General features: G+C 61.6%; 11 protein-coding genes. 8 read left to right on the top strand and 3 right to left on the bottom strand.

Features of this window, described 5'->3' with window-relative positions; translation table 11 throughout:
* The first annotated feature begins 58 nt into the window (after positions 1-58).
* The 7 genes from cpdA (at position 59) to ACVWSC_RS26420 (ending at position 8,175) form a co-directional block, all read left to right on the top strand.
* Positions 59-874: a 3',5'-cyclic-AMP phosphodiesterase gene (gene cpdA, locus ACVWSC_RS26450; protein WP_442110244.1), complete on the top strand. Its 816-nt coding sequence runs from the start codon at positions 59-61 to the stop codon at positions 872-874.
* Positions 875-977: 103 nt separating this feature from the next.
* A complete protein-coding gene (locus ACVWSC_RS26445) occupies positions 978-1,586 on the top strand; it encodes a YqiA/YcfP family alpha/beta fold hydrolase (RefSeq protein WP_442110242.1) in 609 nt (202 codons plus the stop codon).
* Between the two features lie 36 nt (positions 1,587-1,622).
* Positions 1,623-3,527: a DNA topoisomerase IV subunit B gene (gene parE / locus ACVWSC_RS26440; protein WP_442110240.1), complete on the top strand. Its 1,905-nt coding sequence runs from the start codon at positions 1,623-1,625 to the stop codon at positions 3,525-3,527.
* Positions 3,524-4,510, top strand: a complete 987-nt coding sequence (locus ACVWSC_RS26435; protein WP_442110238.1) for an esterase-like activity of phytase family protein — start codon at positions 3,524-3,526, stop codon at positions 4,508-4,510. The genes parE and ACVWSC_RS26435 overlap by 4 nt, the downstream gene beginning before the upstream one ends.
* Positions 4,507-5,025 (top strand): retropepsin-like aspartic protease family protein, encoded by a 519-nt coding sequence (locus tag ACVWSC_RS26430; RefSeq protein ID WP_442110236.1) that lies wholly within the window; start codon positions 4,507-4,509, stop codon positions 5,023-5,025. The genes ACVWSC_RS26435 and ACVWSC_RS26430 overlap by 4 nt, the downstream gene beginning before the upstream one ends.
* Before the next feature lie 10 nt (positions 5,026-5,035).
* On the top strand, positions 5,036-7,294 hold the full coding sequence (gene parC, locus ACVWSC_RS26425) for a DNA topoisomerase IV subunit A (protein WP_442110234.1): 2,259 nt from the start codon (positions 5,036-5,038) through the stop codon (positions 7,292-7,294).
* A 176-nt stretch (positions 7,295-7,470) separates the two neighbouring features.
* Positions 7,471-8,175, top strand: coding sequence for a PqiC family protein (locus ACVWSC_RS26420; RefSeq protein ID WP_442110232.1), 705 nt, complete (start codon positions 7,471-7,473; stop codon positions 8,173-8,175).
* Between the two features lie 136 nt (positions 8,176-8,311).
* On the opposite strand, the gene ACVWSC_RS26415 is transcribed toward ACVWSC_RS26420, so the two are convergent.
* Entirely contained in the window at positions 8,312-9,802 is a 1,491-nt protein-coding gene (locus ACVWSC_RS26415; RefSeq protein ID WP_442110230.1) for a histidine kinase, read from the bottom strand.
* A gap of 135 nt (positions 9,803-9,937) precedes the next feature.
* Here ACVWSC_RS26415 and serB point away from each other — a divergent pair, with 135 nt between their 5' ends.
* Positions 9,938-11,152 carry a phosphoserine phosphatase SerB gene (gene serB / locus ACVWSC_RS26410; protein ID WP_442110228.1) on the top strand — a complete coding sequence of 405 codons (1,215 nt, stop codon included), beginning with the start codon at positions 9,938-9,940 and terminating at the stop codon, positions 11,150-11,152.
* 47 nt (positions 11,153-11,199) lie between these two features.
* On the opposite strand, the gene asd is transcribed toward serB, so the two are convergent.
* The gene (gene asd / locus ACVWSC_RS26405) at positions 11,200-12,063 is read right to left on the bottom strand and encodes an archaetidylserine decarboxylase (protein WP_133211524.1); all 864 of its coding nucleotides are present in this window, start codon (positions 12,061-12,063) and stop codon (positions 11,200-11,202) included.
* 9 nt (positions 12,064-12,072) lie between these two features.
* Positions 12,073-12,882: a rhodanese-like domain-containing protein gene (locus ACVWSC_RS26400; protein ID WP_442110226.1), complete on the bottom strand. Its 810-nt coding sequence runs from the start codon at positions 12,880-12,882 to the stop codon at positions 12,073-12,075.
* Positions 12,883-12,920 lie beyond the last annotated feature (38 nt).

The following is a 12,920-nucleotide window of genomic DNA, read 5'->3' as shown; positions in this document are numbered from 1 at the left end:
TTTGCTCAACCGGCGCTTGCCGCCATAATTGCGCTGAATCCGTCCAAGGAGTCGGCCCTTGCCGCAACCCTCTATCCCGTCCAGTGGCGCCCCTGTGCACCTGGTGCAACTGACCGACAGCCATCTATTTGCCGAAGCGCACGGCACATTGTTGGGCATGAACACCCGCGACAGCCTGCAGCGGGTGATCGATAAAGTCCTCGAAGAGCAGCCGCAGATTGACCTGCTGCTGGCCACTGGCGACCTGTCGCAAGATGGCAGCGAAGCCTCCTATCGCTGTTTTCGTGAGCTGACCGCACGCCTCGGGGCACCCGCGCGCTGGCTTGCCGGTAACCATGACGAGCCGCTGCCGATGGAGCGGGTGGCGCAGGGCAGCGATTTGCTCAGCCCGCTGCTGGACATCGGCAACTGGCGCATCCTCATGCTCAACTCGGCAGTGCCGGGAGCGGTACCCGGTGTGCTCGACCAGGGCCAGTTGGCACTACTCGAACAGTCGTTGCAGGCCGCACCTGAGCGTCACCACCTGATTTGCTTCCACCACCAGCCGGTACCCATCGATTGCGCCTGGATGGCGCCGATCGGCCTGCGCAACGCCGACGCCTTGTTTGCCCTGTTGAAAGGTTATCCACAAGTGCGGGCATTGCTATGGGGGCACATTCATCAGGAATGGGACCAGTGGCGCGACGGCGTGCGCTTGCTGGCCTCGCCCTCTACTTGTATTCAGTTCGAGCCGGGTAGCGAAGACTTCAAGGTGGGCGAACAGGCCCCTGGCTATCGCTGGCTGCGTCTGCACGCGGACGGCTCGATCGACACTGGCGTTTCCCGTGTCACCGACTTCGCCTTCACCATCGATTACGAAGGCGACGGTTATTAAGTGTTGCTGAATGGGTGAAACTGCTGCATCTGCCGTCGAACAGGCTAAAATGCGCGCTTTCCTGCCTGGTATCGCCAGGCAACTCAGGCGCATTGGGGGCGGCATGACGGGTTCGATTCTCTATATTCACGGGTTCAACAGCGCGCCCTCATCCAAGAAAGCCTGCCAGCTGGTCGCGGTGATGCAGCAGATCGGCCTGGGCGAGCGCCTGCGCGTGCCAGCATTGCATCATCACCCGCGCCACGCCATGGCGCAGCTGGAAGCCGCGCTGGCCGAGCTTGAATCGCCATTACTGGTCGGCAGCTCCCTCGGCGGCTACTATGCGACCCATCTGGCTGAGCGCCATGGGCTCAAGGCGCTGCTGGTCAACCCGGCGGTCAATCCGCACCGCCGCTTTGACGGCTACCTGGGCACTCAGCAGAACCACTACACCGGTGAGTCCTGGGAGCTGACCCTGGATCACGTGCAGGCCCTGGCCGAGCTCGAGGTTGCACCGCCCACCGATGGCGAGCGCTACCAGGTCTGGCTGCAAACAGCCGACGAGACCCTCGACTACCGCGAGGCCGAGCAGTTCTACCGGACCTGCGCACTGCGCATCCAGGCCGGAGGCGATCACAGCTTTCAGGGCTTCGCCGAGCGTCTGCCAGCGCTACTGAGCTTCGCCGGTATTGCTCCCCAGCAGTATCAAACGCTCGATTTTTCTGTATTTTGATGACTTATATTCACCTACGACTGACGACGAGACCCCATGGCCATTCCCAGCGCTAGTGCCTATAACGCAGACGCCATCGAAGTCCTCTCGGGCCTTGATCCGGTGCGCAAACGCCCGGGCATGTACACCGACACCAGCCGGCCCAACCACCTGGCCCAGGAAGTGATCGACAACAGTGTCGACGAAGCCCTGGCCGGGCATGCCAAATCGGTGCAGGTCATTCTCCATGCCGACCATTCCCTGGAAGTCAGCGATGACGGCCGCGGCATGCCTGTGGATATTCACCCGGAAGAGGGCGTTTCCGGGGTTGAGCTGATCCTCACCAAGCTGCACGCTGGTGGCAAGTTCTCCAACAAGAACTACCAGTTCTCCGGTGGTCTGCACGGGGTGGGTATCTCGGTGGTCAACGCCTTGTCCAGCCAGGTGCGGGTCAAGGTCAAGCGCGACGGTACCGAGTACCAGATGACCTTCGCCGACGGCTACAAGGCCAGCGAGCTGGAAGTGGTCGGCACGGTCGGCAAGCGCAACACCGGGACCAGCGTGTACTTCGCCCCGGACCCCAAGTATTTCGATTCACCGAAATTCTCCATCAGCCGCCTCAAGCATGTGCTCAAGGCCAAGGCGGTACTGTGCCCGGGGCTGCTGGTCAGCTTCGAAGACAAAGCCAGCGGCGAAAAGGTCGAATGGCACTACGAAGACGGCCTGCGCTCGTACCTGGTCGATTCGGTCAGCGAATTTCAGCGCCTGCCGGACGAACCGTTCTGCGGCAGCCTGGCAGGCAACAAGGAAGCGGTTGACTGGGCGCTGTTGTGGCTGCCGGAAGGCGGCGACAGCGTGCAGGAAAGCTACGTCAACCTGATTCCTACAGCTCAGGGCGGTACCCACGTCAACGGCCTGCGCCAGGGCCTGCTCGATGCCATGCGCGAGTTCTGCGAGTTCCGCAACCTGCTGCCTCGCGGGGTCAAGCTGGCGCCGGAAGACGTCTGGGAGCGCATCACCTTTGTGCTGTCGATGAAAATGCAGGAGCCGCAATTCTCCGGGCAGACAAAAGAGCGCCTGTCGTCGCGCGAAGCTGCGGCGTTTGTTTCCGGCGTGGTCAAGGATGCGTTCAGCCTGTGGCTCAACGCGCACCCTGAACTGGGCATGCAGCTGGCCGAACTGGCCATCAGCAATGCCGGGCGGCGCTTGAAGGCGAGCAAAAAGGTCGAGCGCAAGCGCGTCACCCAAGGGCCAGCCCTGCCTGGCAAGCTGGCCGACTGCGCCGGGCAAGACCCAATGCGCGCCGAATTGTTCCTGGTTGAGGGTGACTCGGCAGGTGGTTCGGCCAAGCAGGCACGCGACAAGGAGTTCCAGGCCATCCTGCCGCTGCGCGGCAAGATTCTCAACACCTGGGAAGTGGATGGCGGCGAAGTCCTCGCCAGCCAGGAAGTGCACAACATTGCCGTGGCCATCGGCGTCGATCCCGGTGCGGCCGACATGAGCCAGCTGCGCTACGGCAAAATCTGCATTCTCGCTGACGCCGACTCCGACGGTCTGCACATTGCTACCTTGCTCTGTGCCCTGTTTGTCCAGCATTTCCGCCCGTTGGTCGAAGCCGGCCACGTGTATGTCGCCATGCCACCGCTGTACCGCATCGACCTGGGCAAGGAAATCTACTACGCCCTGGATGAAGCCGAGCGCGATGGCATTCTCGATCGCCTGGTAGCCGAGAAAAAACGCGGCAAACCACAGGTCACACGCTTTAAAGGCCTGGGTGAAATGAACCCGCCGCAGCTGCGTGAAACCACCATGGATCCGAACACCCGCCGCCTGGTCCAATTGACCCTGGACGATCTGGACGGCACCCGCGAAATCATGGACATGCTGCTGGCCAAGAAACGGGCTGGCGATCGCAAGAACTGGCTGGAATCCAAAGGCAACCTGGCTGAGGTTCTGGCTTGATTCGTTCACTACTGGCAGCGGTGCTGGGTGTCTTTGCCTTGTCAGCGCAAGCCGCCCCTTGGCCGGAGCTGAAGTTTGTCGCCGAGCACCCGGTCGAGGGCATGCGCGGTGGCAATCTGTCGGGCCTGGCCCTGTGCAAGGGCGAGCTGTGGACCGTCTCCGACCGCGATGACGACCTGATTTACCGGCTCGATACCAAAACGCCCGTGTGGCAGGCGCAGTCCGTCCACCTGGCAGCGCCTACGGTACCGGAAAGCGGCTTGCCCTGGGGCATTCGCTCCCGGACCTGGGCGGCTGGCCAGGTGCGCGGCGGTGATCTGGATTTCGAAGGCATCAGTTGTGACGATGCCGGCAATCGCTATCTGGTCAGCGAAGCCCATGCTGCGGTGTTGCAGGTGCCGGTTGAGGGTGAGCCGAACTGGCTGAAAATCGACCCGAGCATGGTCCGTCAGGCGCGGGCCAGTGGCATGCTGCTGCACTTCAACGCGTTGTTCGAAGGGCTGGCAGTGAGCCCAAGCGGAGACCGCATCTGGTTGGCAGCGGAGCGTGAACGACGCGGCCTGCTGCTGATCAATCGCCAGCAAACGGTGTGGAACTGCGGGGATGGCTGCGTGTTGCTCAGCGAAGCCGGGGTTGAAATGCAACCGCCGCAGATGCTCGAGCCACGCGCGTTGCCCCGCGACTTTGCTGACTTGGCGCTGTTCAAGAATAAGTTGTTTACCTTGGAGCGTAACGCCCATCGTATCTGCCGGCGTGACGCCGCGAACGGCAAGGTCGAACGCTGCTGGTCTTACGCTGAAGGTGGCTTGGCCGAGTCGCGCCTGTACGCCCAGCCGTTTGGCCTGGCCGAAGCGTTGGTGATTGATGCCGAAGGCGCCTGGATCGGTTTGGACAACAACGGCGCAACCCGCAATGATGGCGAGTCGCGACCGATTGTCTGGCGCTTTGCCGCGCCGCCTGGCGGCTGGAGCAGCAAGTCGTGAGTCAGCCACCGGGCAAGCGTGCGGGCAGGGTACTGCTGGTGCTCGCCTGGGCGGCCGGTCTGTTCCTGGCCACGCGGTTTTTCGGCGACTGGGAGCAGCGTCAGGCCAATCCCAATGCCGAGGTTCGCTCGCAGCACGGTGAAGGCTTTATCGAAGTGCAACTGGCCGGTAACGGTCAGGGCCACTTTGTCGCCGATGGTCAGATCAACGGTCAGCCGGTACATTTTCTGCTCGATACCGGCGCAACCGATGTCGCCATCCCCGAGCGTCTGGCCGCCAAGCTTGATCTGCAGCGCGGTGCCCCGGTGATGCTGAGCACCGCCAATGGCCGCACCCAGGGCTACCGCACGCGTCTGGACACCCTGCAACTGGGCGATATCCTGCTGCGCGAAGTGCGTGCCCTGGTGGTACCGGGGCTCGATGGCGAGCAGGTGCTATTGGGCATGAGCGCCCTGAAACAACTCGAATTTACCCAGCGCAGCGGCACCTTGCTGCTGCGCCAGAACCTGAAATGATGAGGCCCGCATGAGCGACTCCCTTGATCTCAGCCTCGATGGCGTAGAGCGCCGGTCACTGGCTGACTTCACCGAACAGGCCTACCTCAACTACTCCATGTACGTGATCATGGACCGCGCCCTGCCACACATCGGCGACGGCCTGAAGCCGGTGCAGCGACGCATCGTCTACGCCATGAGCGAACTGGGTCTGGACGCCGATTCCAAGCACAAGAAGTCGGCGCGTACCGTCGGTGACGTACTCGGTAAGTTCCACCCCCATGGCGACTCGGCCTGTTATGAAGCCATGGTGCTGATGGCCCAGCCATTCAGCTACCGCTACACCCTGGTCGATGGTCAAGGTAACTGGGGTGCTCCGGACGATCCGAAGTCGTTCGCGGCCATGCGTTATACCGAAGCACGCCTGTCGCGTTATTCCGAAGTGCTGCTCAGCGAACTGGGCCAGGGCACGGCCGATTGGGTGCCGAACTTCGACGGTACCCTCGATGAGCCAGCGGTGTTGCCGGCGCGTTTACCGAACATCCTGCTCAACGGTACCACCGGTATTGCCGTGGGCATGGCGACTGATGTGCCGCCGCACAACCTGCGGGAAGTGGCCAGCGCCTGTGTGCGCCTGCTCGATGAGCCCAAGGCCACGGTCGAGCAGCTGTGTGAGCATATCCAGGGGCCTGACTACCCGACCGAAGCCGAGATCATCACGCCGCGTTCCGAACTGCTGAAAATCTACGAAAGTGGTCGTGGTTCGGTGCGTATGCGTGCGGTCTACCGCATTGAAGATGGCGACATCGTGGTTACCGCGTTGCCGCATCAGGTGTCCGGGGCGAAAGTGCTGGAGCAGATCGCCGCGCAGATGCAGGCCAAGAAGCTGCCGATGGTCGCCGACCTGCGCGACGAGTCGGATCACGAGAACCCATGCCGTATCGTGATCATCGCGCGCTCTAACCGGGTTGATCTCGATGAGCTGATGCAGCATCTGTTTGCCACCACTGACCTTGAGTCCAGTTACCGGGTCAACGTCAACATCATTGGCCTGGATGGCCGCCCGCAGTTGAAGAACCTGCGGGCGCTGCTGGTCGAATGGCTGGAATTCCGCGTACAAACCGTGCGCCGCCGCCTGAAATTCCGCCTCGACAAGGTTGAGCGCCGCCTGCACTTGCTCGAAGGTTTGCTGGTTGCGTTCCTCAACCTGGATGAAGTGATCCACATCATCCGCACCGAAGACCAGCCAAAAGCGGCGTTGATTGCCCGTTTCGACCTCACCGAAACCCAGGCCGACTACATCCTTGAAACCCGCCTGCGCCAGTTGGCGCGGCTGGAAGAGATGAAGATCCGCAACGAGCAGGATGAGCTGGCCAAGGAACAAGCCAAACTGATCGCCTTGCTGGGTAGCGAAACCAAGCTGCGCAAGCTGGTGCGTGCCGAGCTGATCAAAGATGCCGAGACCTACGGTGATAACCGCCGTTCGCCGATCATCGAGCGCGCGGAAGCCAAGGCGCTTTCGGAAAACGAATTGATGCCGACCGAGCCGGTAACCGTGGTGCTCTCGGAAAAAGGCTGGGTGCGTTGCGCCAAGGGTCATGACATCGACGCCACCGGGCTTTCGTACAAGGCCGGTGATGGCTTCAAGACCGCTGCGGCCGGGCGCTCCAATCAGTTTGCCGTGTTTATCGACTCTAGCGGGCGCAGTTATTCGGTTGCCGCTCACACCTTGCCTTCGGCCCGTGGCCAGGGTGAACCGCTGACCGGGCGCCTGACCCCGCCACCGGGCGCGACGTTCGAGTGTGTGCTGCTGCCTGAAGATGATGCCCTGTACGTGATCGCCTCCGATGCGGGCTACGGCTTTGTGGTCAAGGGCGAAGACCTGCAGGCCAAGAACAAGGCCGGCAAAGCCTTGCTCAGCCTGCCCAACGGCGCCAAGGTCATGGCTCCGCGCGCGGTCGCTGACCGTGAGCAGAACTGGTTGGCCGCCGTGACCACCGAAGGTCGCTTGTTGATCTTCAAGGTCAGCGACTTGCCGCAACTGGGCAAAGGCAAGGGCAACAAGATCATCGGCATCCCTGGTGACCGAGTTGCCAGCCGTGAGGAATACGTCACGGACCTGGCGGTGATTGCCGATGGCGCGACGCTTGTGTTGCAGGCCGGTAAGCGTACGCTATCACTGAAGGCCGACGACCTGGAGCATTACAAGGGTGAGCGTGGCCGCCGCGGCAACAAACTCCCGCGTGGCTTCCAGCGTGTTGATGCGTTGTTGGTCGAAAACCTCGGATAACCCGAGTTAGAAGCCCCGAATAGGTATTTTCCTGCCTGTTCGGGGTTTAAACACTGGAGTCGCACCGTTATTTCGCGGATGATAGGCCCCTTGCGATACCGGCGTAGCTGTGTATCCGACTGAATCTACATGAGTATCATTGCGGTGTGCCTTGTGGCGGCCGCCTGGATGGGATGATGAAATTTCTGCGTCTTCCGTTGGTTTTGCTGTGCGGCGTGCTGGGTCTGGCCGGTTGCAGCATGCATCAGCCGGTTTCCCTGTACCAGCTTGACAGCGGTGAGCCTGGCCAACCCAAGCAAAGCGCGGGCATGGCCGTTGTGCTCGGCCCGGTCTCGGTGGCTGACTACTTGCAGCGCGAAACCCTGTTGCAGCGCCAGCCTGATGGCAGCCTGACTGCAGCGACCGATGGTCGTTGGGCGGGCAGCCTTTCGGCAGATATCGATCAATTGCTGGTCCGTCAGTTGGCCTGGCGCCTGGACAGCCAGCGCGTAGTGCTGGCACCGGGCAATACCGGTTTCACGCCGGATGTGCAGGTACTGTTGTCGATCACCCGCCTGGACTCTGGTGCCAACCAGCCGGCGATTCTCGACGCGCAATGGCGTTTGCTCGATCGTCGTGGCCAGGTGCGGGACAACCGTATCGTTCACCTTGAGCAGCAGCACGAAGGCAGCGCCGCAGCCCAGGTTCAGGCCCAGGGTCAATTGCTGCAAAAGCTTGCTGAACAGCTGAGTGTTGCCCTCAAGCCCCTCGCCAACCAGCCACCGTTGGTTGAAGAAACACCGAGAAAGGCGGCGCCGGTGCAAGTACGTAAAGAACCGGAGAAGCCGAAGATTCCATTGGCAACACCGATTCGTACCGATCTGGAAGTGTTCCGCTTCTAAACAAAAAGCCCGCAACGATGCGGGCTTTTTTGTGGCCGGTGTAGGAGCGGGCTTGCCCCGCGATACGATGTGACTGGCAGATCGCTATCGCGGGGCAAGCCCGCTCCCACAGCAAGCCCGCTCCTGCAGCGGTTGATCAGGTCTTGACCCGGCGCTCGTGCATGCGCGCCAGCTGGCGCTCCAGCATCGACGGGTAAGGTTCCATCAGGCGTTCAACGCAGCTCGCGCCTTCAGGGCTGGCAATCGGGCGAATACGGGCGCGTTGGCGGATCAGAGCGTCGTCACTGATCTTGCGCTCAACCAGCAACAGGTTGCGGCTGTGCTGCGACAGGGCCAGGGCGTCCTGGGCCTTCTCGGTCAGCAGCAGATCGATCTGACTCAGACCCTGCAAGTCTTCACCCAGCGCCAGGCCTAGTTGAAGTTGCAAGGTGATACCGCTGTCGGCCACTTCGATTTGCAGGGCATGCCCCAGCGCCCGCAACAGTTCGCCACAGCAGATGGCATTGGTGAGGTAATCCTCGCCGCTGTCCTGGCTGTGGAACAACAGCAGGGTGCTGCCGTCGTTGAGGGTGTGCACTTCGCTTTCGTACAGTGATGCCGCTTGGTCGAGGCAGTCACGGTAGCGTTCCAGCAGCTCGGTCAGGCGTGCACGAGGCAGGCGGCGCAGTTGCTCCTGGGAGCCCAGTTGCACGGCCAGTACAGCGCTGGCCTGGGGTTCGCGCTTGACCGGCAGGGCCACAGGGCGTGGCGCACTGTCGTCTTCGACATCGATCAGGTCGGCAAACGCGTCATCACTTTCATCGTCGGCGGTGACAGGTTTGCTGATTTTGGCCACCGCAGGCGCTTCGTCGAAGCTCGGATCACGCAGGTTGCGCACTTCGAATTCGGGCTCGTCTTCGTCCAGTTCTTCGGGCTCTGGCTCGACTTCCCGGGGCGGTGGGGCAAAGCGGGTATGCAGCTGACGCGCCAGGTCACCGATTTCATCCTGACGATCAGTTGCCGGGGTGTACTCGTTGATGTCACGCAGCCAGACGCGCAATTGCAGCAGCGGCGTCGAGATGAAGCGCCCGAGGCGCAAGCTCATGGCCAAGGCCAACGCCAGCAGGATGCCGGCGAGGATGCCCATGCTCTGCAAGCTGATGGTCAGTGGCTGCTGGAACTCGGTCATGTCCAGGCTGATGCGCAGCTTGCCGGCGGTCACGTCCTGGAAGGTGATGTTGGTCTGGTACAGGCCTTCAGCCTCACCCAGCAGGCCGTTCTTCGGGCGCTGGCCGGCCTCGGCAAGAATCCGGTTATCGACGCTGTAGATGGCAGCATGGGCCACCAGCGGGTTCTTCACCAGGTTGCCCAGCAGCACGTTGAGGCTGAGGATGTCGTTGGACACCAGCAGCTCGGTTGCCGAGGTTGCGGTTTGCGTGGTCAGGCTCTGGCCCAGGGCGTCGGCCTGATCATGCATGGCCTGCTTGAACTGCAAACCCATCACGCAGGCGTAAATCACCAGTGCCAGTGCAACCAGCAGCACGTTATGGCAGGCGATGCGCAGCGCTAGCGGCACACGACGGTGGCGCAGGGCACGGAAAATCAGCAGGAAGAAGTTGTCGGTCTTAACGGGCGTGGGCCGGTTCACAGAGCGCGGCTCTTTATGTCGGAGAAGTTGCTGCGCAGTATAGCGAGCGCTCAAGGACCGGCAAAGTATCGGCTGCGCCCGATGGTCACCGAAAGTCGGTAGAATGTGGTTTTTTTCCACGAGTCGGAGCCCGTTTTGCGCGAAATCGTTCTGATTAACATCACTGGTGAAGACCGTCCGGGTCTTACTGCGGCCATCACTGGCGTTCTGGCCCAGGGTGGTGTGAACATCCTCGACATCGGTCAGGCGGTGATTCATGACACGCTGTCCTTTGGCATCCTGGTGGAAATCCCGGATACCGAAAAGGCTTCATCGGTACTGAAGAATATTCTGTTTGCGGGCTACGAACTCGACCAACAGGTCCGTTTCACGCCGGTGTCCGAAGCAGACTACCAAAGCTGGGTCGAGGGCCAGGGCAAGGCGCGTCACATCGTTACCTTGCTCACGCGCAAAGTGACTGCCGAGCAACTGCAACGGGTCAGCTCCATCACGGCCCAGTACGGGCTGAACATCGATCACATCGATCGTCTTTCCGGCCGTGTGGCGCTGGATACCCCGGTTGAGCAGGGCAAAGGCTGCATCGAGTTCTCGGTCCGTGGTGAACCGGCTGATCCGCAGGCGCTGCGTGCTGAGTTCCTCAGTGTGGCGCAAGAGCTGAACGTTGATATCGCCTTCCAGCAAGACTCGCTGTTCCGTCGCAACCGTCGTCTGGCGGTGTTCGACATGGACTCGACGCTGATCGAAGCGGAAGTGATCGACGAACTGGCCAAAGCAGCCGGGGTTGGTGAGCAAGTTTCGGAAATTACCGAGCGGGCCATGCGTGGCGAGCTGGATTTTCGTGCCAGCTTCAAGGAGCGTCTGGCGTTGCTCAAGGGTCTGGACGTCAATGTGCTCGACGAAATTGGTGCTTCGCTGCGCCTGACCGAAGGTGCCGAAACGCTGTTCGCCGAGCTCAAGCGCTTGGGCTACAAAACCGCGATTTTGTCGGGCGGCTTCACCTACTTCGCCAAGCAGTTGCAAGCCAAACTGGGCATCGACTACGTGTTTGCCAACGAGCTGGAAGTGGTTGATGGCAAGGTTACCGGTGTCGCGGTAGAGCCAATCGTTGATGCGCAGCGCAAGGCCGATCTGCTGGCTGAGCTGGCGCGCAAGGAAGGTTTGCAGATGGAGCAGACCATTGCCGTGGGTGACGGCGCCAACGACTTGCCGATGCTGGCAATCGCCGGTCTGGGTGTAGCGTTCCGTGCCAAGCCGTTGGTCAAACAATCGGCCAAACAGGCGATTTCGACCTTGGGCCTGGACGGCGTGCTGTACCTGCTGGGCTTCCGCGATCGCGACGGCCGCAGCTAAAGGGGCTTATGGTGGGAGCAAGCCAGTTGCTCCCACCTACAGCAGCATCAAGCCTGGGCTGGCAACGCCAGGCGTTGGCCCATGCTCACCACCGAGCCGGCACCGAGCTCTTCAGCCCATTTGACCTGCTCCGGTCCAAACAGTACGACAGCCGTCGAACCCAGCTTGAAGCGGCCCAGTTCCGCACCTTTTTCCAGGTGGATCGGCGCGCGGCTGGCTTCGTCGTAGCGGAAGGTCTTCAGTTCACGCTTAGGTGGCGTCACCAGGCCGGCCCAGACGGTTTCGATCGAGGCCACGATCATTGCACCAACCAGCACCACGGCCATTGGCCCGCGCTCGGTATCGAACAGGCACACCACACGCTCGTTGCGGGCGAACAGCTCCGGTACGTTTTCGGCGGTGGTCTTGTTGACCGAGAACAGCCGACCCGGCACGTAGATCATTTCACGCAAGGTACCGGCCAGCGGCATGTGCACGCGGTGGTAGTCCTTGGGTGACAGGTAGATGGTGGCAAACTCGCCGCCCATGAACGGTGCCGCATTGGCCGGATCGCCGCCCAGCAGCTCAAGGGCGCTGAAGCTATGACCTTTGGCCTGGAAGATGCGACCGTGTTCGATCGCACCCAGTTGGCTGACCGCACCGTCGGCCGGGCAGACGATGGCGCCCGGGGTCTCGTCGAGCGGGCGTGCGCCCGGCTTCAACGCGCGGGTGAAGAAGGCGTTGAAGTGCTCGTAGGCGGTCAGGTCTTCAACCAGGGCCTGGGACATATCAACTTGGAAGCGCTTAGCGAACCAGCTGGTGAAGGCATTCTTGAACCAGCGCACGCGGCATTCGGCAACGCAGCCGGCCAGACGTGACAGCAAGTGGTGAGGCAGCAGGTACTGACTGATGATGAACAAACGGGATTTCATTAGGTTTCCTTAAACTTCTACAGGGGTATCGGGGTGGTTGCCCCATTCGCCCCAGGATCCGGCATAGGCTTTGACCCGAGGGTAGCCCAGATGCTTGGCCACCAGGTAGGTAAAGCCGGAGCGGTGGTGAGTCTGGCAGTGGGTGACCACTTCCTTGTCTTTGCTGATGCCCAGATTCTCGAGAATCTGTGGCATGTCTTTACGAATGCGCAGGGCGTCGTTCATGTCCATGCCGGCAGTCCACTCGAAGTTGACCGCGCCGGGGATGTGCCCGCCTTTGGCCGCCAGCACTTTGTCGCCGCGGTATTCCGCCGGGCTGCGGGCGTCCCAGATCGCCAGGTCGGCAGCGCCGAGGCGGCTTTGCAGGTATTCACGGGTGGCCGTGGGTTCTTCGTGCAGGGTCAGCTGGACCGTAGCGTTGGCAGGCGCCGGTACGTCGGTGCTCAGGGTGCTGGCCGGCCACGCTTGTGCGCCACCGTTGAGGTAGTGGTAGCGCGTGTGGCCGATGACATCCAGCAGCCAGATAAAGCGCCCGGCCCAGCCGCCACCTTCGTCGTCGTACACCACATACACCGCGTTGGCGTTGTGGCCGAGTTCGGCGAACAGTTTTTCCAGATCGGCCTTGGCCGGAAGCAGGCCCGGTGCCGGTGGTTGGCCCAATTGCGTGCGCTTGGGGTCAACGAAGCGTGCCCCTGGAACATGACCGCTGCCATAGCGATTGGCACTGGTCAGGTCTACCAGGATCAACTCGGGTACATCCAGCCGGGCTTGCAGGTCAGCCGGCTCGATTACCAGGGGCAAGCCAGAAAAGTCAGTCATCCAGAGTCTCCAGAGTAGAGCAGGGGTGGCGATTGTAG

Source organism: Pseudomonas sp. NUPR-002, assembly GCF_056322725.1.
The sequence above is the reverse complement of the archived record's forward strand: the minus strand, read 5'-3'. Positions and strand labels throughout refer to the sequence as shown.